Genomic DNA, 23,497 nt, shown 5'->3' on the forward strand with positions numbered 1-23,497 from the left:
CCGAAGCGCAAGGTGAGAACACCCACGATGACGGCGACGAGAAGCAATGGAGTCGAAATGACCGAACAGACCGCCAGTCCGCCGCGGATGCCGATGGCGCGGAGGTGCCCGTTCGACCCACCGGACGAGCTGATCGCCCTGCACGAAGAGGGGCGTCTGATCACCCCGATGACCTTCCCGGACGGGGCGATCGGGTGGTTGGTGACCGGTCACGCGCTGACCAGGGCGGTGTTGACCGACCGGCGGTTCAGCGCGCGCGGCGCGCTCCGGCGCTCCGCGGTGATGGACTTGCCAACTACCCCGGAGCAACCCGGCGTCTTCGTGTACATGGACGCCCCGGAGCACACCCGGCTGCGCAAGCTGGTCGTCGGCCAGTTCACCGCACGGCGGCTCAAGCAGTTGGAGTCCCGGATCGAGCAGATCGTGGCCGATCAGCTGGACGCGATGGAGCGGCACGGGTCACCGGCCGATCTGATGCGGGAGTACGCCATCCCGGTCCCGTCGACCGTGATCTGCGAACTCCTCGGCATCCCGTACGACGAGTACGAGTACTTCCTGCGGAGGGTCGAACCGGTCTTCGACATCAAGGGCGTCGAGGAGGAGGTCGGGGAGATCTACCAAGAGGTCTACTCGTATTTGCTCGGTCTCGTGGCGCGCAAGCGCGCCGAACCCGGCACCGACATCATCAGCGGCCTGATCACCAACCAGGAGGCCGAGCTGTCCGACGACGAACTGGTCGGCATGAGCTTCATGATGCTGCTCGCGGGTTTCGAGACCACGGCGCACATGCTCGGTCTCGGGACGTTCCTGCTCTTCCAGCACCCGGATCAGATGGAACTGCTGAGGAACGACCCCTCGGTCGTGGACACCGCGACCGAGGAGTTGCTGCGGTATCTGACCATCACCCAGTACGACATCAGCAACCGGACCGCGCTCGAAGACGTCGAACTCGGTGGCGTGCTGGTGAAGAAAGGGCAGACGGTCGCCATTTCGCTTCCGGCGGCGAATCGCGACCCGGCCCGGTTCCCCGATCCGAACCGGCTCGACCTCACCAGGGAGCCGGCCGGTCACGTCGCCTTCGGCTACGGCGTGCACCAGTGCCTCGGGCAGCAGTTGGGCCGGATGGAACTGCGCATCGCGCTGCCCGCCCTGCTGCGGCGGTTTCCCACGCTGCGGCTCGGTGTCGCGCCCGAAGAGGTCGTGACGAGGGTGGAGCTGCCGAACTACGGGGTGCAGAGCCTGCCCGTCGAGTGGTAGCGCACGTGACGGCGGGCGGCCCCGAGGGGTCCGCCCGCCGTCACGTCACGGTGTTCAGGACTTCGGGGTGAACGACACCACCGCGAACCGGTTGCCGGACGGATCTTCGAATTGGGCGGCCTTCATCACGCCGTGCTCGTCGTCGTTGACTTCGGTCGGGTATGTGATGAGGCCGCCTTCGTCGACGACCTGGCGGCACACCTCGTCCACGTCTTCGACCATCATGCAATAGATGCTCCAGTTCGCTTCGGCTCCCTTGTTGTCGTAGATTCCGCCGGCATTTCCCTCGAATCCTTCGACGCCGACGAACTTGTAAGTGCTGTCCGGAGTCGGGTTGAGTTGCCAGGGGAATACGGTTTGGTAAAATTGTTCGACCGTGGAAATTGAATCGGTGGACACTTCGAAGAATATCGGTTTGTTTGTGTCGGTTGACAACGTACCCTCTCGTGGTTCACGCGCTGACGCTATTCTTTGCGGCAGCGGACCGGAAATGTCGTTTCGGGTAGGTTTCTTTCTTGGCTGAGTCTAGCAGCGGAAAACCTGCTCGGCCCCGGTGGAAGGCATGTGCAAGGTCGTTGAAAGCGGCTATGGTGACAGTGGCGGGCACAGTGGTCACTGTGCGCCGATGAGACGGGAGGGTCGCCTGTATGGGGTAGAACGAGGACCATCACGTTCAGTCGGGGTGCGGTGCCGGCCGGGGAGGGGCCGTCGCTCTTGCTCCGCTGGTTTCGCGAGTTCGCTGGCTCCGGTGACGAACGTGTCGAATCGATAGCCGCCGGGCGTCGTGCTTGGTATGGCCGAGCAGAGGGGGGACCGCATCTCTGACCGGTTTCATATCTCTGGGGGCTTTGTGGAATTCCGTATCTTGGGGCCATTCGAAGTGCGCAGTGGTGGCACCGTCGTCCAGGTGGGTGGTCCGAGGGTCAAGGCGCTGCTGGCGACGCTGGTGCTGCACGCGAACCATCCGGTGCCGGTGAAGGCGCTGGTGGACGCCGCGTGGGACCGAGACTGGCAGCAGGCGAGCGCGGCGACCGTGCACTCCTACATCTGCAGGCTGCGGACGCGGCTCGCCGCGGCCGGTACCGACGGCGTTGACCGGATCTGCACCGATTCGAACGGCTACCGGCTCAAGGTCGAGCCGGGGGAGTCGGACGTCGAGGTCTTCCGCAGAGAGGTCGAGATCGGCCGGGCCAACGCGACGATCGGCCTTCTGGAAGAGGCGGGTAACGCGCTGGGGCGGGCTCTGGCCCTGTGGCGCGGCCCCGCGCTGAGCGAACTGCCCGGGAAGATCGCCCGGATCGAGGCGGTGCAGCTCGACGACGCCAGGATCGTGGCCGAGGAGGAGCGGCTGGAGATCGAGCTCGCTTTCCAGCGCGACGCCGACGTGATCCCCGACTTGCGCAAGTTGTTGTTGCAGCATCCTCTGCGGGAGCGGCTGGCGGCCTTGCTGATGCGTGCGCTGTACCGCCGCGGACAGCAGGCCGAGGCGCTCCAGGTGTACCGGACGACGCGGCAGGCACTGGTCGACGAACTCGCGGTGGAGCCGGGACCGGATCTGCACCGGCTGCATCAGAAGATCCTCAGCCAGGACGCGGAGCTGGACTCTCCGGCGGCTCAGGCGGCCGTCGCCATCAACTCGCTCCCGGCAACCGGCCTGGAGTTCGTCGGGCGGGCGGCCGACGTGAGCCTGATCATGGCGATGGCCTGCGCGAAATCGCAGGCGAAGGGCACCGCGCTGATCGGGTCGATCAACGGGATGGCCGGGGTGGGCAAGACGGCGTTCGCGGTGCACGTGTCCCACGCGCTCGCCGAGTTCTACCCGGACGGGCAGCTGTTCGTCGACCTGCACGGCCATTCCGCCACCGACGCGCCCAAGAAACCCGTCGAGGCGTTGGCCGAGTTGCTGGAGTCGGCCGGGGTGCCCGCACGCGCGATCCCGGACACCTTGGCGCAGCGCGCCGCGAAATGGCGTGACCAGCTTTCGAGCCGGCGGATGCTGATCGTGCTCGACGACGCGGCCGACGTCGAGCAGGTGCGCCCGCTGATGCCTGGTGGAAGTGGCTCGCTCATCCTGGTCACCAGCAGGAACCAGCTGATCGGGTTGAACGCGACGCACACGTTGTTCTTGCGTCCACTTGCGACGGCCGAGGCGATCGCGTTGTTCGTGACGATGCTGGCCGACGGCAGGGGAGCGGCGGAGCCGGAAGCGGTCGCCGAAGTGGTCGAGCTGTGCGGGAAGCTTCCGTTGGCGATCTACCTGGCTGCGGCCAGGCTCCGGCACCGGCCGTCCTGGACGGTGGCGGAGCTCGGGCACCTGCTGCGGCGGGAACGGCTGTGGGCGGCGGAGGGCGACGCGGGGGAGAACAGGCTGGTGCGCTCCTTCGCCGCTTCGTACCTGCGCCTGAACCCCGTGCGGCAACGGATGTTCCGGTTGTTGAGCTTGGTACAGGGCCGCGCGTTCGACCTCGCCGCGGCGGCCGCGCTGGCCGGCCTCACCCCCGCCGAAGCGGAGTCCGTGCTGGAGTCCTTGGTGGACGCCAACATGCTCGAGTCCGTGTCACTCGAGCGCTACCAGATGCACGAACTCCTCGTTTCGTACGGGTACTCCCACCGAGTGAGCCGGGACGAACTCGTCATCGCCCTGCACCGGCTGCTCGACTACTACCTGCGTACCGGCACCAACGCGCATCGCGTGCTGTTCCCGGACAGCGCGCCGTTGCCGGACCAGGGACGCACCGCCTGCGCCGGGCGAAACTTCGCCGACCGCGAGGAGGTCGTGCTGTGGTGGGAGACCGAGCGCAGTGGCTTTCTCCAGGCGAGCCTGAACTCGCCCACTCGGCAGCACGGCTCCGCGCGGTGGGAGTGCGTCCGGACGTTGGGTGACCGCGAGACCGACCGGTTGCACGTCGTCGGCCGCATGTTCGACGGAACGGTCAGACTGGGCGACTTGGCCGGCACCGCTGCCCGTGCCGGTGAAGCACGGGCGGTGAGCAGCCTGGGTGTGCTCGCCGGGTGGTTGGGCCGGAACCGGTTGTCCGGTCGGCTGCACCAGCGCGCCCAGTTGCTCCACCGGGCTGGCTACGACCTCGTGGGCGAGGCGGCCGAGCTGTGTGCGATGGGCACGGCTTGCGAGAGGCTGTACGAGTTCGACAAGGCCCTCGACCATTACCAGCGGGCGTTGGCCAACTACCGGGAAGTCGACGAACCGTGGGGAGTCGAGCAGTGCCAGGACCGGCTGGCAGCCCTGCGGCGAAACCGCGGATTAGGCGGCATCGATGTCACCTACCAACGCAGATCGACGTTCTCGGCCGGCGCCTGCGCGTCGCGCCGCGTCAACTACTCGGCGTAGGAGCGAATCCGGGCGATGGGTGGTGCCGGCAGGGCTGAATTCGCGTTGGCCTCGCGGAATCTCGAGGCTAACGCGAATTCTTCCTGGCCAGAGTCATCCCGTCGGCGACCATGAGCATCGAGATCTCGACGCGGTCGTCCGCGGCGAGCGCGGCGTTGATTTCGCGTATTCCCAAGGTGTCCCGGTCCCGCGCGGACGGATCCACGACCCTGCCGAAGAAGAGCGTGTTGTCGAGCACGAGCAACCCGCCGGGGCGGACCAGTTCCAGGCAGCTCTCGTAGTAGGACCGGTAACTGGCCTTGTCCGCGTCGATGAACGCCATGTCGAACGAGCCGGGGCACTCCCGGCAGAGCGCGGCAAGCGCCTCGGCGGCGTCTCCGATGCGTACGTCGATGCGCTCGGCGACGCCCGCCCGCCGCCAGAAGCCGGCGGCTATGTCCGTCCACTTGCGATTGACCTCGCAGGTCACCAGGCGGCCGTGCGGAGGGAGCGCGCGCGCCATGCACAGTGTGCTGTACCCCGTGTAGGTACCGACCTCGACCACGTTCGCGGCGTCGGTCAAGCGGACCAGCAGGGACAGGAACTGTGCCTCTTCGGGGCTCACCTGCATGGCCTTCCCCGCGGGCAACTCGGCCGTGCGCTCGCGCAGTTCGCGCAGCAACGGGTCGTCCCGCAGGGAGTTCTTCCTGACGTAGTCGAGAAGCTCGGCGGCGTGGGCGATCTGCTCAGCCAAGGCCGCCTCCTTCGGTGCGGACCAGGTCCGGCGCGAGCACCCGCATGGTCGAGGGCGGCGGCTGCGGTGCGCAGCGCAGGTGGAGGCGCTCGGGACCGACTGCGCCGTGGCACGCGCACGGATCCTCGGCGAAGCCGGCGAACCGGTACGTGACCTCCATGATCCGGTTCCGGTCGGTGCGGCGGAAATCGGCGACCAGATGCGCTCCGGCCGCGGCGGCCCGGTCGATCAGCCAGTTCAGGATGATGGAACCGACGCCGAAGGAGACCACGCGGCACGAGGTGGCCAGCAGCTTCAGGTGCCACACCGGCCCGGTCGGCCGGACGAGCATGATGCCTACCGCGCCGTGCGTTCCGAAGCGGTCGTCGAGGGTCGCGACCAGCACGTCGTGCTCCGGATCGTCGAGCAGCGTTCGCAGGTCGCTTTCGGAGTAGTGCACCCCGGTCGCGTTCATCTGGCTCGTGCGCAGCGTGAGTTCCTCGACCCGCGCGAGGTCCGACTCTCCCGCCTGACGGAGTTCGAGCACCATTTCCAGTGACCTGACGAACTCTTCGTCGGGTCCGGTGAACGCGGCTCGCGAGGATTCCCGGCGCTCCTTGGCTCGGTACATCTCGCGCCGGCGCGCGGAGTCGGCGGTGATCTTGGCCGGGCTGAACTCCGGCAGACCGAGCAGGCCGGTGGCGGATTCGGCCCGGTAGCAGCGAACCTCGGGCAGGTGGAACCGGACCTCGGCGCGTTCGGTGTGCTGGTCGTCGATGAACGCCACCGTGCGGGGAGCGAAGTCGAGTTGCTCCGCGATCTCGCGGACCGAGTCGGACTTACGCCCCCACCCGATCCTCGCCGCCACGAAGTAGTCCGCGATCCCCAGGCCGTGCAGTGCTTTCCACGCTTCGTCGTGGTCGTTGCGGCTGGCCACCGCGTGCAGGACGCCCCGCGCGTCGAGCTCGACGATCACCTCCCGGATCGACGGCCGCAGCACGGGCCGGTCTCCCTCGAGCAGCGTGCCCCGCCACAGCGTGTTGTCCAGATCCCAGACCAGGCACTTCACCGGTGGCGGCGGGCTGGTGCCCGCCACGGGATCAGACACCGGTCTGCTCGGCGCGGGCGAGCCGGAGGCGCCGGACCAGGTCCACCATGAGCAGCACCGTGCGGAAGTTGGCCAGGTTGAGATCCGAGCCCACGATCTCCACGCCGAACCGCTGTTCGAGGAACACCACCAGTTCCATGGCGAACATGGACGACAGCTCGCGCGACTCGAACAGATCGACGTCGGGTGCCCACTGAAGCTTCGTGCGTTCTTCGAGGAAGGCCAGGAGGTCCCGCTGAATTCCTTCCCCGTCCACATCGTCTGCCGACCGCTCGTCAGGTGTCGTAGTCACGACGGGTCCCCCGTCTTCGTCGGAATCCGGCTCGCGGAGCCGGAGCTGTCCTCACCGTTTGCGCCACCGATGCTAGGTCGGCGCTCCTTGCGTCAGCCTTTCATCGCGCCAGCACGAACTCCCGAATGGAAGCCGCGACGAAGTCGATCATCTCCGCGGTGATACCGGGGTAGACGCCGATCCAGAAGGTCCGCTCGGTGACCGCGTCGGCGTTGGTCAACTCGCCGGCCACCCGGTACGGGACGTCCAGGTAGGCGGGATGGCGGGTGAGGTTGCCGCCGAAGAACCGGCGGGTGCTGATCTTCCTGGATTCCATGAAGGACACCAGTTCCCGAAGGGTGAACGGGCTGCCCGGCTGGATGGTCAACACGAATCCGAACCAGCTCGGATCCGATCCCGGGGTCGGCTCCGGCAGCAGCAGCCACGGCAGGCCGTCCAACGCGTCCCGCAACCGCCGCCAGTTGGCGCGGCGGGCCTCGCCGAACCCCGGCAGTTTGGCCAGCTGGCTCAACCCCAGCGCCGCCTGGAGATCGGTGGACTTCAGGTTGTACCCGACGTGCGAGAAGACGTACTTGTGGTCGTAACCGCGGGGCAGCGTGCCGAGCTGGAAGTCGAACCGCTTGAAGCAGGTGTCGTCCTCGCCCGGTTCGCACCAGCAGTCCCGTCCCCAGTCGCGCAGTTGCTCCACGATCCTGGCCAGCGCCAGGTTGTCGGTGAGCACGCAGCCGCCCTCACCGACGGTGATGTGGTGGGCGGGGTAGAAGCTCACCGTCGCGAGATCGCCGAAGGTACCGGTAAGCCGGCCACGGTAGGTCGAGCCGACGGCGTCGCAGTTGTCTTCGACCAGGAACAGGTCACGGTCGGCCGCGAGCTCGGCGACCTCGGCCACGGCGAACGGATTGCCCAGCGCGTGCGCGATCATGATGGCCTTGGTGCGCGGCCCGATCGCGGCGGCGATCCGGTCCGGGGTCGTGTTGTACGTGCCGAGTTCGATATCCACGAACACCGGCACCAGACCGTTCTGCACGATCGGGTTCACCGTGGTGGGGAAGCCGGCCGCGACGGTGATCACTTCGTCGCCGGGCACCAGCCGACGATCCTCCAGCGCGGGCGAAGTCAGCGCGGACAACGCCAGCAGGTTCGCCGACGACCCCGAGTTGGTCAGGTGTGCCTTGCGCAGTCCGAACGTCCGCGCCAGTTCGCGCTCGAACCGGCGGGAGTGCACGCCCGCGGCGATGCGAAGATCGAGCGCGGCTTCGACCAAGGACGCCCTGTCCTGTTCGTCCAGCACGGCCCCGGAGGACAGCACCGGTGTCGTGCCGGGCACGAATTGCCCGGTTTCGCGCTGGCGGTGGTACTCACGCACCAACTTGAGGATCTGCGCCTTGCTTTCGCCGACGTCCACCGGCGATCACCCCTCTCTGTTCGGTGCGTTCAGCTGGCTGCGAACGGGTGCCGCGCCGAGGCGGCCACCCAGACCGCTTCGATCGAGTCCTCAAGCGACACCGAGGGCCGCCAGCCGAGCAGGCTCCGCGCCAGTCCATTGTGGACAACCTGCCACCGCGAGTTCGTCTGCCGCAGTGCCCTTCCGTCGTCCTCGACCGGATGCTCCTCGATACGGGCAGGTACCGCGCTGGTGTCGACGAGCTGCTGGACAAGGTCCCGCACCACGACCGGTTCGCCGCGGCCGATGTTGATCGCGCGGCCGGTGTGCGTGGTCACCGCGGCCGCCACGACTGCGCGCGCGGTGTCCCTGGCGTCGACGAAATCGCGAACGGCGTCCAGCGGTGGCAGTCGCACCACTCGGACCGCCGCCGGCGCGGGAGCGGTCAACTGCGCGGCCACTCTGCCGAGCAGGCTCTCCTCCGGTACCCCGGCGCCGAGCACCTGCGCGACGCGGAGCACGATTCCGTCGATCCGGCCGTCCTTGGCGGCCGCGAGCACAGCCGTGGACGCTTCCGCTTTCGTGCTCCCGTAGGCGGAACGGGTTTCCAGCGGGAAATCCTCGGAGAGCAGGGTGGGCGGTGGCGCGCTCGCGTACTCCGCGACGGAGCCGACCTGCACCAGGCGAGGTCGGCCGGGCGTGCCGCTGAGTGCGCGCAGCACCCGTTCGGTCAGCAGTACGTTGGACCGCCGCATGTCCTGCGCCGACCGGCTCCACACCACCCCAGCGCAATTCACCACCACCGCCGGGCCCAGCTCGGTGAGCACCCCGGTGAGCTGCTCGTCCTCGGCGGCAGCCAGGTCCACGCGTACGCACTTGGCGACGGCCGGGTTGACGCGGCGCCAGGTGACGGCCATGACATCCCAGCCGGCCGAGGCGAATTCGGCGCAGACGTGCCGCCCGACGAACCCCGCGCCGCCGAGTACGACAACCCGGTCACCGGTCGATGCGGACATCCCCACCTCCCGGGATCGCCTTGTGCCGTATCTCTTCCAGCACCCTCGCGGTGGGCACGAGCGTGCTCCCGATCGGGCCGCCGCGGTCGGTGAGGACGGCGCGGACGAACGCGGCCGCGGCGTTGCCGCACTGGTCGTCCGCCGCGACCGGGATGGACTCGTGGGGCTCGTATCCCCGTTCGTGGACGCGAATCTCCGAGTCCGCGCCCGCCGGGAGGTGGAACGCGTGCCCGACCGTGATGCGCCCGAGGGTGCCGAGGATCTGGTATTCCGAGGTGTACTGGTGGTGCATCCCGAAGGTGAGTTGGGCGGTCGCGCCATCGCTCCTGCCGAGCAGTGCCGCTCCGGCGACGTCGACGCCACTGGAGCCCTGTCGCAGCACGGCTCCCGCCACTCTCAGGTCTTCGCCGAGCACCAGTTGCGCGGCCACGGCCGGGTAGACAGCGGCGTCCAGCAGGGCACCGCCGCCGAGTTCGGCCGAGTGCCGGATATCCCCGGCCGGCCTCGGTGGGACCGTGAACGATCCGGTGAACGCGACCGGGTCGCCGATCCGGCCGCTGGCGACCAGTTCGAGTACCTGGCGATGCCTGCGGTGGTACGGGAATGCGACGTTTTCCATCAGCACGAGGCCGCTCTCGGCCGCCAGGTCCGCCAGCGCGCGGGTCTGCGAGCTGGTCGGCGTCAGCGGTTTCTCCGCCAGTACGTGCTTACCGGCGCGCAGGGCGGCGTCGATCCAGGTCGCGTGCAGTGCCGGCGGCAACGGTATGTAGACGGCGTCGATGTCGGGCCGGTCGAGCAGCCGCCGGTAGCCGGTGACCGGCTCGCAGCCGAACGTCGCAGCGGTGGCCACGGCCTTGTCCGCGGACCTGCTGGACACCGCGACCAGGCGCACACCGGGATGGTGGGCGAGTACGGGCAGCGTCTTGCGGATGGCGACGTCGGCGCAGCCGAGGACGCCGAAGCGGATGGCGGGTCCGGTCATCGGGCCGCACCGGTGAGGGCGTCGCGGTGGCGCAGCACGATCTCGGCGGCGGCGGACGCGCCGCCCGCTTCGTGGTAGCGCTCCTGCCAGTACCGGGCCCGTTCCCCGAAGCGGGGTTCGGTGACGAGGCGATGTAGTTTGTCCGCCACCTCCGCGGGGTCGACATCCCACGGGTCGTCGACCTGGAGTGCCGAACCGCCGCCCACGAACCGCACGGCGTTGTCCCGGACTTCCCACAGATGGGTCAGCAACAGCAGGGGCTTGCCGAAGTGCAGGCCCTGGTGCGCCCCGTTGCCGCCGTGGGACAGGAACGCCCGCACGTGCGGGTGGGCGAGCACCTCGGCCTGCGGCACCCAGCGTTCGATCCGCACGTTGGCGGGGAGCCCGTCGGGAAGCAGGTGCCGTTGGGACTCGGGCAGGCTCCAGAGCACGTGGTGCCGCCCGGCGAGGCGACCGGCGGCGTCGACCAGCGCGGCTATTTGTTCGCGCGAGGGCCTGCTCATCGTGCCGAGGGAGAAGTAGAGCACCGACGGGTGCGCATCGAGCCAGGCCGCGATTTCGCTGGTCGGCCAGTCCTCGCTCGGCGCGGGCAGCACGGTCCCGATCATGTGCAGGTTCTTCGGTGCCCACTCGAAGGGGAATTCCACACCGAACAGCGAGTGGCCGATGATCGACTCGGCGGCGTCGCCGCGCTTGGCCATGTTGTTGGTGGCGTTCGCGATGCCCAGCTCTCGGCGCGTGCGCGCGAAGTCCTTGGCGGCCTTGGCCCGTTGCGGCGCGAGGAAGACGCCGAAACGGCCTATCGAGAAGGCCGCGTTGACCAGTTTCTGCCGCAGTGTCATCGGGTGGGGGAGCCCGGAGAACGAGCAGGGATAGGTCCAGCTGAACGGCTTGGGGTACATGTAGCTCACCACCGTCGGCGAGTTCACGACGTAGGGCAAGTTCCTCGCGTCGACGGCGTCGAACATCCACATGTTCGAGGTGTCGATCACGACGAGTCCCGGTTGCACGTGGTCGAGGGCGTCGAGGGCGCGCTGGTAGAAGTTCGCTTCCCGGACCTCGGGAACGTCGCTGTTCGCCTTGCCGAACACGTCACGGTCCATCAGGGCGGCGAACGCGCGCAACCGCGACCTGGCGTTCAGGGCGTGCAGTACGTCGTCACTCCACCTGCCCGGTTGCAGCTGCGGGAGGTACGGGCCGAGCGAGACGAACCGGACCTCGCTGCGCCGCGACAGGGCTTCGATCTCGGCCTTGCGGTCGTCGGTGCTGCCGAACCACAGCCCCTCCACACCCCTGCGGGCCAACTCGCCGACGATCCCCGCGGTCGGGTAGAACATCCCCGGGTGCGACAGGCTGGTGAACAGGACCGGCGGTGGCGTATGTGCTGTCATCGTCTGCGGGGACCCTTTCCCGTGCGAGTGGCTGGCGCGGACCGTCGATCACACCGCTTGGATGCAGGCCAGCAGGCTGCGCAGTTCGACGTTGAGGTAGTTGCTGTGCAGGAGCAGGCTCGACAGCTGGTTGAGCGTCATCCAGAGGTAGTCCGGCGGGGCCGCGTCGGGGAAGCCGTCCGGTGCGTCGATCACGAGGTACCTGTTCTTGGCGTGGTAGAAACGCCCTCCCTCCTCGGACTGCATGGCGTCGTAGCGGATGCGAGACGCCGGCGCGGCGAGCACCTCGTCGAGGTACCGCGGCCGGTGCTCCTCCGGCACGTCGGCGTAGTTCCCCGGTTGACAGTGCACGGTGGGCGCCATCTCCGCGACGTTCAGGGAGCCCGCGTCGACCCTGGCCTGTACCAGAACGTGCAGCACACCGTTGATCCGCTTGGCGAGGAACGCGAGCAGCCCGGACTCGTTCGGCGCCACCAGCGGTTGGGACCAGGAAGCGATCTCCCTGCCCGCCGACCGGACGTCCACCGCGACGACGGTGAAGAACTTGCCATCAGGATGGGCGATCTCGTCCTTGGTGCGCAGCCAGCCGCTTTCGGCGGCGCAGTGCAACGGGACGCGCTGCTGCACCAGTTCCCGGCGGGTCCGCACGTCGGTGAGCCAGCTGAGCACCTCTCGCATGCTGTGCAGCGGGCGCGCCCGCACGGACATCGACCGGCGGACGTCGGCGGTGAAGCCGGAGCCGGTCGGTTCCGGTGCGCGTCCGGAAAAGGTGGTCGGCACGCACGAAAGCACCGTCCTGGTGTCCATGTTGATCACGTGGGGCAACCGCAGCAGCTGGCGGATCTGACCGAGCGTGAGCCATTGGAAGTCCTCGTGGTGCGGCACGTCCTCGAAGACCTCGAGCACCATGTTCCGGTTGCGCTTGTGCAGAAACCACGAGCCCTGCTCGGATTGGAGCACGTCGACCAGCACTCGTGCGCCGCGCCGGTTGCGGAAGAGGTCGAGATAGGGGACCTCGGCCCCGTTGTGCACCCTGGTGTAGTTGCTGCGGGTGGCCTGCACGGTCGGGGACACCTCGACGAGGTTCACGTTGCCCGGCTCCACCTTGGCTTGCACCAGGCAGTGCAGTACCCCGTCGAACTCCTTGACCAGAATGCCGAGTATCCCGACCTCCGGCTGCACGATGATCGGCTGGGTCCACGTGCTCACCCAGGAGCGATCGGTGCGCACTCGCAGTCCCTCGATGGTGAAGAAGCGGCCGGACTCGTGCACGAGGTTGCCGGTGTCGAACTGGAACCGCCAGCCCGCCATGTCCGCGAACGGGATCCGGTCGACCTCGACCTGGCTCATCCGCTCGGTCCGCTCGGCGAACCACCGGTGGAACTCGGCCAGCGGGGTCACCGGACTGTCGGCGGCGCTGGCCGAGACCAGGAAGCGGAACGCGGTGTCCAGGTCCTCGCCGGTGTCCGGCCGGTCGGCAGGCAGATGGATGCTCATGGCCGCTCCGTCGCCGGCCGGATGCGGATGTCGAAACGGTTCACGGGTGCCTCCCGAATCGCGGCCTGTCAACGATCACGGTGCCGGTGGAGGTGTGGACATGCCGAGCGCGGGCAGTTCGACCGACGTTTCCTCGACGCGCGAGGACCGGTACGCGCGTTGGAACTCGGCGTAGGTGGGCAGGAGCCGCCGGTCGGCGAGATCCGCCAGAGGGGGCGCCTTGAGGTCTTTCGCGGACCGGATCGGTTCCTCGCTCAGGCCCCAGGGCAAACCGATGTCGGGGTCCAGCGCGTCGATTTCGAGCACGGCCGCCGGCGTGTACTCGGTCGAGCAGAAATAGGCCATCCGGGCGCCGTCCGTGCGCGCGAGGAACGCGTGACCGAGGCCGTCGGCTATGTAGACCGCGGCTCCCGACTCCTCGTCCAGCGGCACGACCGCGTATTGGCCGAAGGTCGGCGAACCCACTCGCAGGTCTACCACTGCGTCCAGCACCGCGCCGCGCACGCAGGTCACGAACTTCGCCTGCCCCGGCGGCAGTGCGGTGCCGTGAATGCCGCGTAGCGTGTTCTTCCTGGACACCGAGAAATTCACCTGGCTGATCCGCACCGGGTGTCCGACCACTTGGGAAAGCGCGCTGAAGCGGACGGACTCGAAAAACGCCCCGCGCCGGTCGGCCGCTTGGACCGGGGTCACCTGGTACGCGTCGAGCACATTCAACGGACGGATGTCCATCGCTCCTCGCCTTCGTCGGGCGTGTGGAATCCGGATCGTGCCCGCCGGGCCGTGGTGGCGGCAAGACCGGGCGCGCGTACGTGGTGGACATTTCGGGGCAACGTCGGATTCGCGAGGCAGTGCAAGGCTTTTGCAAGCGGCCCCGCCTAATGTGGAGCCGACTTTCCGGTGAGGGGTGGCATGGACTCGGCGACGCGCGTGATCAAAGCAGGCAGGGCTTCCGGTGCGGTCGTCCGATGTGGACTGATCGACTCGATGACCATCGACATGGCCGTGGTCGCCACCTTCTTCTACGACCGGACGCTCGATGTGGACCGGCTCGCCGACGGGCTTTCCCGCGCACTGGACCTGGTTCCCGTATTCGGTGGCCGCATACGCGGCGACACCGCTTCGGCGGAGATCGTGTGTTCGGACTCCGGCGTGCCGATGACGGTGACCGAGGTGGACCGGACGCTGGCGGACACGATCACCCTTGCCGGTGCGTTCGGGTATCCGTCGGAGCCGACCGGCGCCGGGGAACTGCCGTTGCTGGCGATCAGGGTGAGCCGGTTGGCCGACGGCGGGACCGTGGTGGGGTGTTCGTGGAACCACACCGTTGGCGACACCCACAGCTTCATGTTGTTGATGCGGGCGTGGTCGGCTTGCGTCGATGGCGGGGAGATCCCGGCCGTCGACATCGTCGACGACCGAGATGCGTTCTTGGATCGGGTGCTTCCTCCGCAGGGCGACGTCGCCGCGGACTACACGGAGATCGGTCCGGGAGACGCCGAGGGAATCATGCGGCGGCTCAGTTCCTCCGCGGCGCAGCCGACGGAGACCGTTCAACTCGCCTTCACCGAGGCGGAGGTGGCACGCCTGCGCGACGCCCTCCGCGTCAAGGCGGGACGCTGGCTGTCCGCTAGCGACGCGGTGAGCGCGCACGTGCTGACTTCGCTCGCCGGGCTGGAAGATCCGCCGAAGGCGCGGGACCTGACTGTGCCGGTCAACATCCGCCGTCCGCTGGGGCTGTCCGCTTCGGTGATCGGGAACCTGCTGGGGAAGATCGAACTGCCGTACGCTCCGGACATCTCGCCGGAGCGGTTGGCCGCCTCGCTCCGCGGCGCGATCGAGGGCTACCCCGTGTCCCATCTGAACCTGCGCGCGAACCTCGAGTTCCTGGCGAAGCCGGACCGGCGGTTCCTGCAGACGTTCGTTCCCACGGCGGTCCTTTCCGAGCGGCCGAGCACCGTGCTCACCAATTGGGCCGGTTTCGGTGCGTACGACATCACTTTCGACGGAAACCGTCCGAGGTTCTTTTCGCCGCGCGGCGATATGGCGTTCCCCTGGATGGGGCTGCTCAGCGAGGGACCGGACCGTGCCGGGCTGATCTGCACGATCGGGGTCCCGGAGTACCTGGCCGCCCGGCTTCGGACACCCGGGGCGGGAGCCGCGATGCACCGCTATCGCGCGGATCACGACGCGGTTTCCCCGTTGGTACCGCATGCGCTGTGAGAGCGAGACGGATACGAGGTGCGTCACGGGATGAACGAGCAGTGGCACGAGCGGATCGCTGTCGTCGGCGCCGGGGTGATGGGATCGGGCATCGCCACCCTGGCGATCGGGCACGGCGTATCCGTCGTCCTGGTCGACGTCGACGAGGTGGCGCTCGAAACCGGCCGTCGCCGGATCGCCCAGCAGTCGCGGCACGCGCAGCTCATGGGCGCTTTGCCCGAGGGCACGACGCCCGGGAGCCTCGTCACCACGACCGACCTGTCCGGAGTGGACGGTGCGTCCGCGGTGATCGAAGCGGTGACCGAGTCGCCTGAGGTCAAGGCGGCGGTGCTCGGCGAGGTGTCGGGTGTGGTCGGTCCGGGGGTGCCTTTGGTCTCCAACACCTCGGGCATCCCGATCGGTGAGTTGGCCGGTTCCGTGCCGGTGCCGCGGGATCTGGTCGGCACGCATTTCATGAATCCGTCGTACCTGATCACGATGGTCGAAGTGAGCAGGGGCCCGAAGACCTCCGATGTGACGGTGGACGCGTTGCTCGACTTGCTCGCGACCTTGCGCAGGCGGGCCGTGATCGTGCGGGACGCGCCCGGTTTCGTGACCAGCAGGCTGCTGCACCCGATGATCAACAAGGCGGCGAACCTCGTCGGCGAAGGCATCGCCGCGGCCGAGGAGGTCGACCAGTTGATGCAGGGGTGCCTCGGGCACCGCACCGGTCCGCTGCGCACCGGCGATCTGATCGGGCTGGACAACCTGGTCGACTCGTTGCTCGCACTGCACGAACGGACCGGTGACGAGGCCTGCCGTCCTTGCGATCTCCTCCTGGCGAAGGTGCGCGATGGTGAGCTCGGGCGCAAGACCGGTCGCGGCTTCTACCGCTACGAGGAGGCGATGTTCTGATGACCGGCCGGGCGGCGCGCGAGCCGGGGTTGACAGAGTTGCTCGCCGAGGTCGACGGGCTCCTCGGCGAGGGAGCGGATCAGTGGGACATGGACGGTCGCCTCCCCGAGGAGTTGCTTCGCGAACTAGGCGCCCGCGGTGTGCTGTGCGGTCAGGTGGCTGCGGCGCAGGGTGGTCTCGCTTTGACCAGCCTCGACAACGGTCGCCTGACCGCGCACGTGGGCACCCGGTGCGGTTCGGTGCGCAGTGTGATGACTTCCCAAGGCATGGCGGCGTGGACCATCCAGCGCCTGGCTGACACCGGTCAGACCGCCGAGCTGTTGCCGCAGCTCGTCGGCGGAAGGCTGGCAGCGGTCGCCTTCAGCGAGCGCGGGGCAGGCTCCGATCTGTCCGCAATGGACACCACGATCGAAGTGGACGGCGATTCCGTCGTGCTCAACGGGAACAAGGTGTGGGTCACCGCGGCGGCGTACGCGGACCAGCTCGTGGTCTTCGGGCGCTGCGCCGGCGGTGGCGCCGCGGTGCTCGTGCCCACTTCCGCCGCCGGGGTCGAGGTGGACAGGATCGCCAATCCGATGGGATGCCGTGCGGCAGGCCACGCCAACGTCGGGTTCAGCGACGTGCGCCTGCCGGGCACGAGTGTGCTGGGCGGCACCACCGGGCTGCCGATGCCCTTGCTGGTCACGACCGCGCTGGCGTACGGGCGGTTCTCCGTGGCTTGGGGCTGCGCGGGCATTCTCAGCGCGTGCCGGGAAGCGGCCGCGCGACATGCCGGGGCCCGGTCCCAGTTCGGCAAACCGCTCATCGCCCACCAACTGGTGGCAGGGCACATCGCGGAGCTCTACGTCGCGGAGCAGACGGTGTTGCGAGCTTGCGAGCGCGCGAGTGCTTGCTGGGACGCGAATTCTCCGGAGCTGGTGATGGCGGTCGTGCTCGCGAAGTACGTCGGTGCGACCAACGCGAGCAAGGGCGCCGCTCTCGCCGCGCAGGTTCTCGCGTCCGCCGGTGCACTCGACGGCCACGTGGTGGCACGTGCGTACCGGGACGCGAAACTGATGGAGATCATCGAGGGCAGCAACGAACTCTGTCAGCTGTTACTCGCGCAGCACGCGGCCGCGATGCCGTCGTAACGGCTCGCTGTCGAATCCGGTTTCCTCGTCGTACGATGTCCGGCCGCCTCGGGGCGGGTACGACCGGCGGTCGTACCCGCGCCCGGTTCAGGCCGGTTTCGCCTCGATCAGGCTGACATCGAGGTGCGCCGGCAGCGTCCTGACTTCGAGCAGCTCGAATTGCGCCTCCGCGCACAAGTGTTCCCATTCGGCACGCGTGCGTTCCTTGCCACCGGCGACAATGAGCTGGTGCAGGTCGACGAGGTAGGGGTGCATCGCGAAATTGGCGGAAGCCGAGGTGGCCGTCAAGACCGGGTCGATGATCAACAACCGGCCGTCGGCGGGTATCACCTCGCGGCAGCGGCGCAGAATGGTGATGGCGTCATCGTCGTCCCAGTCGTGGAGCACGCTCTTGATCATGTACAGCTCGGCGCCGGCAGGCACCGCGTCGAAGAAACTGCCCGAGGTGATCGTGCAGCGCCTGGAGACACCAGCGGCTCCCACGATCTTGTTCGCTTGGGAGATGCCTTCGACGGTGTCGAACAGGATGCCCTTCAGGTGAGGGCAGGCGGCGAGGACGGTGGAGATCAGGATGCCGCCGCGCCCGCCGATATCGGCCACCGTGCGGAATCGGCTGAAGTCGTAGTACTCGGGGAGGAGCTTGGCGGTCTCCTTGGTGACGTAGCCCATGCCCTCGTTGAACGTGGCCGCCACCTCGGGGTCGTCCGCGATCACCTCGAACACCGACTTGCCGGTGACCAGCTCCACGCCGGCGCGGCCGGTGCGGAGGCTGGTTTCGAGCTGGGCCCAGTACTCGTGCGTCGTCGGGGCGACGATGAGCTTCGCGTAGTCGCGCAACGAATCGGGGTTGTCGGTGCGCAACAGCGAACCGACCTCGGTGAGCCCGAAGCGCCCTGGCTCGGGCTCGGTGCACAGACCGAGCCCGACCAGCGCGCGCATCAGCCGGGTCAGTCTCGCCGGCGGAAGGTCGCATCCCTCGGCGAGGACGTCCACATGGGTCCCCTCCTCGGCGATCGCGTTGGCCAGCTCCAGCCGCACGGCCACCGCCACCACCTGGGTGATCATCGCGCCGTTCAACAGGGGGAGCAGTCGTTCCTGCGCCTTGGTCAAGGAATAGATGGACTCGGTCACGTGAGCTTCCTTCCGCATACTGCCAGGTGAAGTGTTGACAATCGGCTCCGGTACGCGACCGCCTCGATGGAGGTCGGGGGTCGCTCGGTGATTCGTGGCGCGCGCACCGGATGTGCCGATCCGCGGGTGCGGGAACGTGGCGTCACCACGTCACCCACAGATTGGCGAACCCGGCGCTGGTCAATCCCGTGCACAACGGGAGTTCGTCCGGAGAGTCGCGCAGGGTCAAGGTAGGCAGTCTGCGGGCGAGGGTGCCGAGAACGGTCTGGAGTTCGATCCGTGCCAGCGTCTGCCCCAGGCAGGTGTGCCTGCCGGTACCGAAGTTGATGAGGGTGCCGCTGTTCCGGTGCGGATCCAGCACGTCCGGGTCGGCGAACCTGCGCTCGTCCCGGTTGACCAGGCCGGGGTTGACGACCAGCGTGGTGCCCGCGCCGACCGGCTCGCCACCCACTTCGATGTCCTCGGTGATCAGGCGGAGCATCCCGACCCCGACGTTGGTGTCGAGACGGATCGTTTCGTCCACGGTGCCCGGGATCGTGTCGGGATCGGCGACCACCGCTTCGAAGTGCTGCCGGTCCGCCAGCAGCATCGCCATCATTTTCCCGATCATCTGCGAAGTGTTCTCGTATGCCGCTATCACCAGGCCGATGCCCGTGTAGACGAGCTCCATCCGGTTGAGGCCTTCGTCCGCGCTCTCGGACAGCTCGATGAGCCTGGAATACACGTCCTCGCCCGGTTTCGCGAGCTTCTGCTCGACCAGGCCGGACATGTACTCGTACATTTCCACCCGGACCCGGTCGACCTCCTCCTGACCGAATTTCGTCAGGAGGGAATTGATGTCCGACCACCTGACGATCTTGTCCTGTTCGGACAGCGGTATGCCAAGCAGCGTGCACACCACCTGGGCGGGCAGGGGAATCCCCACTGCCGCCATCAGATCGGCGGGAGAGCCGTCGGCGACCATCGTGTCCACCAACTCGTCGACCATCCGCTGGACCGGCGCGTGCCAGGCCTCCATCCTGCGGTCCATCAACGCGGCGGCTAGCAAACGCCGCCAGCGCAACAACCGCTCGGTGTTGGCGAGGTCGACACCGTCTTCCCGGTGCTGTTTGAAGACCCCGCCGTCGTCGGTGTCCGCCCTGCGCGCCGGGCCTTCGACGGATTCGGCCGCGGCCTCGGGTATGAACCTCGGGTAGCCCATCACCTCGCGGGCATCCTCGTAACCGGTCACCAGGCCCGCGATGTCGCCACTCGGCAAACGCACCTTGGCGACCGGGCACCGGGCTCGGAGCTCGCCCCATTCCGCCGGTGGTGCCAACGCGACGGCCGGCTCGAACGGGTAGTTCGGCACGTTTTCAGGATTCATGCGACAGGTCCTTCTCGGTCCAGGCCGATGGGAGCAGATTGGCCGGAGCTGGCCGGTGAAACCTTCTCGGGCCGAGTTTAGGAAGCGGTACGGGCCACGCACATGATCTGGACCCGACGTTGACCGGACGCTTCGCCGAAGCAGCACCGTCTCGCTTGCCCTGGTTGGTATGCCCGTCGTGCCCGAATAATCCTTGTGCCAAAAGGGGAAACCGCCTCTCGTCGGGTTGCGGGACGGCGTGTGGTCAGGTGTGCTCGGGCGGGACCAACTGGGGTCGCGCGCGCCGTGCCCGGCGCGGCCGTGCGGTGATGGACGGAATGGCGGTCGATATGCCCGAATTATCCCGGCGCAAGATGCTCGGTGCGACCGGTGGCGTGCTCGGCGGCGCCGCGGCGATGAGCCTGCTGCCGCCGAACCTGCGCCGCGCGATGGCGCAGGCCCCGCGCGAACCCGGTCCGCTGAGCGAGATCAAGCACGTCGTTGTGCTGATGCAGGAAAACCGGTCGTTCGACCACTACTTCGGGACCATGCCCGGGGTGCGCGGGTTCGAAGATCCGGACATGGCGAAGCTGCCGAACGGGAAATCGGTGCTGTACCAGCCGGACGAGAAGAACCCGGCCGGCTACCTGCTTCCGTTCCACCTGGACACGAAGACCACCAGCGCGCAGGCGATCCCGTCCACCAGCCACGCGTGGAAGGTTCAGCATTCGGCGTGGCACAACGGGAAGATGGACAACTGGCTGCCGGCGCACCGCGCGGCGGACGGTGACGAGCACGGCCCTTACACGATGGGCTACTACACGCGCGAGGACATCCCGTTCCAGTTCGCGCTCGCCGAATCTTTCACTATCTGCGACCGCTACCACTGTTCCCTGCTCGGGCCGACCTGGCCGAACCGGCTCTACCACTGGACCGGCACGATCGACCCGGCTGGCACCGGGGGCGGCCCGATCACCAGCAACGTGGTGAAGGAGCCCTACCGCTGGACGACCTACCCGGAGCGGCTGACCAAGGCGGGCGTGTCCTGGCACGTGTACCAGGAGGAGGACGACTACGGCTGCAACCCGCTGGAGTTCTTCGCCGCATACCAGGACGCGCGCCCGGATTCGCCGCTGTACCAGCATGGGCTGACGATCTCACCGGCGGACCGGTTCGCCTACGACGCGCTGCACGACCGGCTTCCCACGGTCTCGTGGATCATCCCGACCTCGCCGCAGTGCGAGCACCCCGACTACCTTCCCGCTTCCGGTGCCGATTTCGTCGCACAGCAGCTCGACGCGGTCGCGGCGAACCCGGAGGTGTGGAACAAGACCGTCTTCATCCTGAACTACGACGAGAACGACGGACTGTTCGACCACATGATCCCGCCGACGCCGCCGAAGGGGACGAAGGACGAGTTCGTCGACGGGGTTCCGATCGGCGCCGGGATCAGGGTGCCGTGCGTCATCGTGTCGCCGTGGACGCAGGGCGGTTTCGTCGCGCGGGAACCGTTCGATCACACTTCGGTGCTCCAGTTCCTGGAGAAGATCACCGGTGTGCGCGAACCGAACATCTCCGCGTGGCGCCGCGCCACCTTCGGCGATCTGACCTCGGCGCTCGGTCTCGACGGCCACCGCCCGTTCCCGAAGCTGCCGGAGACCAAGGACGCGCTGTGGCAGGCGGAGCACGACGTCGCGACCCTTCCGCCGGCCAAGATCCCCGGCAAGGACCAGAAACCTCCGACGCAGGGCCACACCGCCGCGAAGGCGCGTCCCGCCACCGCCGCCACGGCGTTGAGCGGATCGAGGGCGCAGACGACGAGCCGCGTGGTCGAAAGCGCGACGACGCATCGCGCCGATTTCCCCGACGGGTTCGGCGACACGAGCTTCCCCGGCGTGCCCGCGGCCGTCGCCGGTGCCGACGTGACCGCGACGAAGCGGGTGTACGCGTGCGGGATCGTGAACTACACGATCTCCGTCATCGACGCGGCGAAGCACAAGCTGGTCGGCGGTATCGACGTGGGGACGAACCCGTACGGCATGGTCAAGGCGGGGAACCGGTTGTACGTGACCAACTCCGGGGCGAGCGATGTGTCCGTTGTGGACACGAAGACCAACAAGATCACGGGCTCGATCACGGTGGGCCTCTACCCGCACGGTATCGCCGCCACGCCGGACGGCAAGCACGTCTTCGTCGCGAACACCGGGCCGGACACCGGGCAGGGCGGGTCCAAGACGGTCTCCGTGCTCGACACGGCGGCGGGCAAGGTATCCGCGACTATCGAAGCGGGGCTCGCCCCGCACGCCGTCGCGGTCAGCCCCGACGGCAAGACCCTCTACGCCACCTGTTTCGACGGTCTGTCCGTTGTGGACATCGAGACGGGCAAGGTGCGTACCAGGCTCGCCGACCAGGCACGGGCGGGCGGCGTCGCGGTGACACCGGACGGGCGCCAGGTCTACGTCGTGAATACCTGGGAGCGCACGGTTTCCGTGCTCGACACGCGCACGGCCGCGGTGATCGCGCGCGTCCCGGTGGGGGAGGCGCCGTGGAAGGTCGCGATCAGTACTGACGGGCACGCCGCGTACGTCACGAACGCCAACGCCGACACCGTGTCGGTGATCGACACCGGGAGCAGGCGCGTCCGGGGCACCGTGGCGGCCGTCGGGCACATCCCGACCGGGATCACCGCGGGCAAGGACGAGGTGTGGCTGACCACCAACGCCTCCAGCACGGTGGTCGCGATCGACGCGAAGAGCCTCAAGATCGTCGCGCGCGTACCGCTCGGCCTCTCCGCCGAGCCGAGCGACGTCGTGCTGGTGGGCTCGTAACGACGCTACGGGAGGCCTGCGCGGGGGACGTCGACCCGCACGGCGAGAAGAGCTGCCTCGCGCGCCGCTTTGCGGGCTTCCTCGACGAAATCGGGGGCGGTGCACAGGAACAACGTGCACCCGTCTTCGCCGCCGAGCATGCACGCGAACACTCCGGTGCCGGGGTGGATCTCCTCCAAGATCGTCCCGCCCCGCTGCGCCCGGACGACGCGGTTCCCGGTGGCGTCGGCGATCCACAGCGCGCCTTCGGCATCCAGGCAGCATCCGTCCGGAGCGACGTTCGAGGGCTCGCTGAAGGCGGCCCAGGTGCGGCGGTTCGCCAACGCCCCGTCGACGGTGATGTCGAACGCGCTCACCCGGTTCGCGAAGGTCTCGCCGACGAGCAGTACGTCGTCGCCGGTGATCGCGCTGCCGTTCGGGAACCCGAGATCGGTGGCGACCTCGGTGACGGTGCCGTCCGGGTCGGCGCGCAGCAGGTTCGTCGGCTCGATCGGGGCGCCGCCCATGAGGTCGAAGCCGAAGTTGCCGACGTAGGCACGTCCTCGCGCGTCCACCACCATGTCGTTGAGGTGCCCGGCGGCGTGCCCGGACAGGTCGGCGTGCGTGGCGAGCGTTCCGTCGGGTTCGCGCCGGAGCAGCCGCCTGTCGCGCATCGAAACGATCAGGAGCCTGCCGTCGGGCAGCCAGCCCAGCCCGGACGGCTGGTGCGGGACCTCCGCTTCGACGCGGAGATCGCCGCCGCCCTCGGTCGCCGAGCACACCCGGTGCGTGTAGAAGTCGGAGAACCAGATCCGCCCGTCGCGCCAACGCGGGCACTCCAAGTACGAGAAGCCGGTCACGACGGTGGTGATGTCTCGGTGCACGACGCCTCCCGGCACGGTCGTGGGCACGGGCGGAATCCACTGTAGGGGCCACTGCGCCCGGCGGCTCGCCGGAACGGCCACAACGGGACAGCCGG

General features: G+C 68.2%; 19 protein-coding genes. 6 read left to right on the forward strand and 13 right to left on the reverse strand.

Annotated features, from left to right (window positions below; genetic code table 11):
- Positions 1–57 precede the first annotated feature (57 nt).
- On the forward strand, positions 58–1,257 hold the full coding sequence (locus tag HUW46_RS40200) for a cytochrome P450 (protein WP_215543891.1): 1,200 nt from the start codon (positions 58–60) through the stop codon (positions 1,255–1,257).
- Between the two features lie 54 nt (positions 1,258–1,311).
- Here HUW46_RS40200 and HUW46_RS40205 read toward each other — a convergent pair whose 3' ends face one another.
- Positions 1,312–1,656, reverse strand: coding sequence for a VOC family protein (locus tag HUW46_RS40205; RefSeq protein WP_215543892.1), 345 nt, complete (start codon positions 1,654–1,656; stop codon positions 1,312–1,314).
- A 508-nt stretch (positions 1,657–2,164) separates the two neighbouring features.
- On the opposite strand from HUW46_RS40205, the gene HUW46_RS40210 reads away from it, so the two are divergent.
- Complete coding sequence (locus tag HUW46_RS40210; RefSeq protein ID WP_215543893.1) at positions 2,165–4,606, forward strand: AfsR/SARP family transcriptional regulator; 2,442 nt, start codon at positions 2,165–2,167, stop codon at positions 4,604–4,606.
- A gap of 67 nt (positions 4,607–4,673) precedes the next feature.
- Here HUW46_RS40210 and HUW46_RS40215 read toward each other — a convergent pair whose 3' ends face one another.
- From HUW46_RS40215 to HUW46_RS40255, 9 genes are all read right to left on the reverse strand, one after another.
- Positions 4,674–5,339, reverse strand: coding sequence for a class I SAM-dependent methyltransferase (locus HUW46_RS40215; RefSeq protein WP_215543894.1), 666 nt, complete (start codon positions 5,337–5,339; stop codon positions 4,674–4,676).
- The gene (locus HUW46_RS40220; RefSeq protein WP_254125422.1) at positions 5,332–6,426 is read right to left on the reverse strand and encodes an HAD-IIIC family phosphatase; all 1,095 of its coding nucleotides are present in this window, start codon (positions 6,424–6,426) and stop codon (positions 5,332–5,334) included. The genes HUW46_RS40215 and HUW46_RS40220 overlap by 8 nt, the downstream gene beginning before the upstream one ends.
- On the reverse strand, positions 6,419–6,718 hold the full coding sequence (locus HUW46_RS40225; RefSeq protein ID WP_254125423.1) for an acyl carrier protein: 300 nt from the start codon (positions 6,716–6,718) through the stop codon (positions 6,419–6,421). Before HUW46_RS40225 ends, HUW46_RS40220 begins: the two co-directional genes overlap by 8 nt.
- Before the next feature lie 100 nt (positions 6,719–6,818).
- Positions 6,819–8,123, reverse strand: a complete 1,305-nt coding sequence (gene rfbH / locus HUW46_RS40230) for a lipopolysaccharide biosynthesis protein RfbH (RefSeq protein WP_215543895.1) — start codon at positions 8,121–8,123, stop codon at positions 6,819–6,821.
- 29 nt (positions 8,124–8,152) lie between these two features.
- Complete coding sequence (locus tag HUW46_RS40235) at positions 8,153–9,118, reverse strand: NAD-dependent epimerase/dehydratase family protein (RefSeq protein ID WP_215543896.1); 966 nt, start codon at positions 9,116–9,118, stop codon at positions 8,153–8,155.
- The gene (locus tag HUW46_RS40240) at positions 9,099–10,100 is read right to left on the reverse strand and encodes a Gfo/Idh/MocA family protein (RefSeq protein ID WP_215543897.1); all 1,002 of its coding nucleotides are present in this window, start codon (positions 10,098–10,100) and stop codon (positions 9,099–9,101) included. Before HUW46_RS40240 ends, HUW46_RS40235 begins: the two co-directional genes overlap by 20 nt.
- Positions 10,097–11,491 (reverse strand): glycosyltransferase, encoded by a 1,395-nt coding sequence (locus HUW46_RS40245; protein WP_215543898.1) that lies wholly within the window; start codon positions 11,489–11,491, stop codon positions 10,097–10,099. The genes HUW46_RS40240 and HUW46_RS40245 overlap by 4 nt, the downstream gene beginning before the upstream one ends.
- Before the next feature lie 48 nt (positions 11,492–11,539).
- Complete coding sequence (locus tag HUW46_RS40250; RefSeq protein ID WP_215543899.1) at positions 11,540–12,988, reverse strand: NDP-hexose 2,3-dehydratase family protein; 1,449 nt, start codon at positions 12,986–12,988, stop codon at positions 11,540–11,542.
- Positions 12,989–13,063: 75 nt separating this feature from the next.
- On the reverse strand, positions 13,064–13,720 hold the full coding sequence (locus HUW46_RS40255) for a dTDP-4-dehydrorhamnose 3,5-epimerase family protein (RefSeq protein ID WP_215543900.1): 657 nt from the start codon (positions 13,718–13,720) through the stop codon (positions 13,064–13,066).
- Between the two features lie 180 nt (positions 13,721–13,900).
- On the opposite strand from HUW46_RS40255, the gene HUW46_RS40260 reads away from it, so the two are divergent.
- Genes HUW46_RS40260 through HUW46_RS40270 form a run of 3 tightly spaced genes read left to right on the forward strand, consistent with a single transcriptional unit; the run spans position 13,901 to position 17,235 of the window.
- The gene (locus tag HUW46_RS40260; RefSeq protein WP_215543901.1) at positions 13,901–15,211 is read left to right on the forward strand and encodes an acyltransferase; all 1,311 of its coding nucleotides are present in this window, start codon (positions 13,901–13,903) and stop codon (positions 15,209–15,211) included.
- Positions 15,212–15,241: 30 nt separating this feature from the next.
- Positions 15,242–16,105: a 3-hydroxyacyl-CoA dehydrogenase family protein gene (locus HUW46_RS40265; protein WP_215543902.1), complete on the forward strand. Its 864-nt coding sequence runs from the start codon at positions 15,242–15,244 to the stop codon at positions 16,103–16,105.
- Positions 16,105–17,235: an acyl-CoA dehydrogenase family protein gene (locus HUW46_RS40270; protein ID WP_215543903.1), complete on the forward strand. Its 1,131-nt coding sequence runs from the start codon at positions 16,105–16,107 to the stop codon at positions 17,233–17,235. The genes HUW46_RS40265 and HUW46_RS40270 overlap by 1 nt, the downstream gene beginning before the upstream one ends.
- Before the next feature lie 87 nt (positions 17,236–17,322).
- On the opposite strand, the gene HUW46_RS40275 is transcribed toward HUW46_RS40270, so the two are convergent.
- Positions 17,323–18,366, reverse strand: a complete 1,044-nt coding sequence (locus HUW46_RS40275) for a methyltransferase (RefSeq protein ID WP_215543904.1) — start codon at positions 18,364–18,366, stop codon at positions 17,323–17,325.
- Positions 18,367–18,508: 142 nt separating this feature from the next.
- Positions 18,509–19,732, reverse strand: a complete 1,224-nt coding sequence (locus HUW46_RS40280) for a cytochrome P450 (protein WP_215543905.1) — start codon at positions 19,730–19,732, stop codon at positions 18,509–18,511.
- Between the two features lie 329 nt (positions 19,733–20,061).
- Between HUW46_RS40280 and HUW46_RS40285 the strand changes: the two genes are divergently transcribed.
- Positions 20,062–22,539, forward strand: a complete 2,478-nt coding sequence (locus HUW46_RS40285) for an alkaline phosphatase family protein (RefSeq protein ID WP_215543906.1) — start codon at positions 20,062–20,064, stop codon at positions 22,537–22,539.
- A 5-nt stretch (positions 22,540–22,544) separates the two neighbouring features.
- Here the strand turns inward: HUW46_RS40285 and HUW46_RS40290 are convergent, their stop codons facing one another.
- Positions 22,545–23,429, reverse strand: coding sequence for an SMP-30/gluconolactonase/LRE family protein (locus HUW46_RS40290; RefSeq protein ID WP_254125425.1), 885 nt, complete (start codon positions 23,427–23,429; stop codon positions 22,545–22,547).
- Between the last annotated feature and the right edge of the window lie 68 nt (positions 23,430–23,497).

It is taken from the genome of Amycolatopsis sp. CA-230715 (genome assembly GCF_018736145.1).
Classification (GTDB): domain Bacteria; phylum Actinomycetota; class Actinomycetes; order Mycobacteriales; family Pseudonocardiaceae; genus Amycolatopsis.

Bases quoted from the DNA above. Each gene is read 5' to 3' on its own strand.
- HUW46_RS40280 (WP_215543905.1), bottom strand. From the start codon at position 19,732: ATGAATCCTGAAAACGTGCCGAACTACCCGTTCGAGCCGGCCGTCGCG.
- HUW46_RS40235 (WP_215543896.1), bottom strand. From the start codon at position 9,118: ATGTCCGCATCGACCGGTGACCGGGTTGTCGTACTCGGCGGCGCGGGG.
- HUW46_RS40255 (WP_215543900.1), bottom strand. From the start codon at position 13,720: ATGGACATCCGTCCGTTGAATGTGCTCGACGCGTACCAGGTGACCCCG.
- HUW46_RS40265 (WP_215543902.1), top strand. From the start codon at position 15,242: ATGAACGAGCAGTGGCACGAGCGGATCGCTGTCGTCGGCGCCGGGGTG.
- HUW46_RS40240 (WP_215543897.1), bottom strand. From the start codon at position 10,100: ATGACCGGACCCGCCATCCGCTTCGGCGTCCTCGGCTGCGCCGACGTC.
- HUW46_RS40260 (WP_215543901.1), top strand. From the start codon at position 13,901: ATGGACTCGGCGACGCGCGTGATCAAAGCAGGCAGGGCTTCCGGTGCG.
- HUW46_RS40270 (WP_215543903.1), top strand. From the start codon at position 16,105: ATGACCGGCCGGGCGGCGCGCGAGCCGGGGTTGACAGAGTTGCTCGCC.
- HUW46_RS40245 (WP_215543898.1), bottom strand. From the start codon at position 11,491: ATGACAGCACATACGCCACCGCCGGTCCTGTTCACCAGCCTGTCGCAC.
- HUW46_RS40250 (WP_215543899.1), bottom strand. From the start codon at position 12,988: ATGAGCATCCATCTGCCTGCCGACCGGCCGGACACCGGCGAGGACCTG.
- HUW46_RS40285 (WP_215543906.1), top strand. From the start codon at position 20,062: ATGCCCGAATTATCCCGGCGCAAGATGCTCGGTGCGACCGGTGGCGTG.
- HUW46_RS40200 (WP_215543891.1), top strand. From the start codon at position 58: ATGACCGAACAGACCGCCAGTCCGCCGCGGATGCCGATGGCGCGGAGG.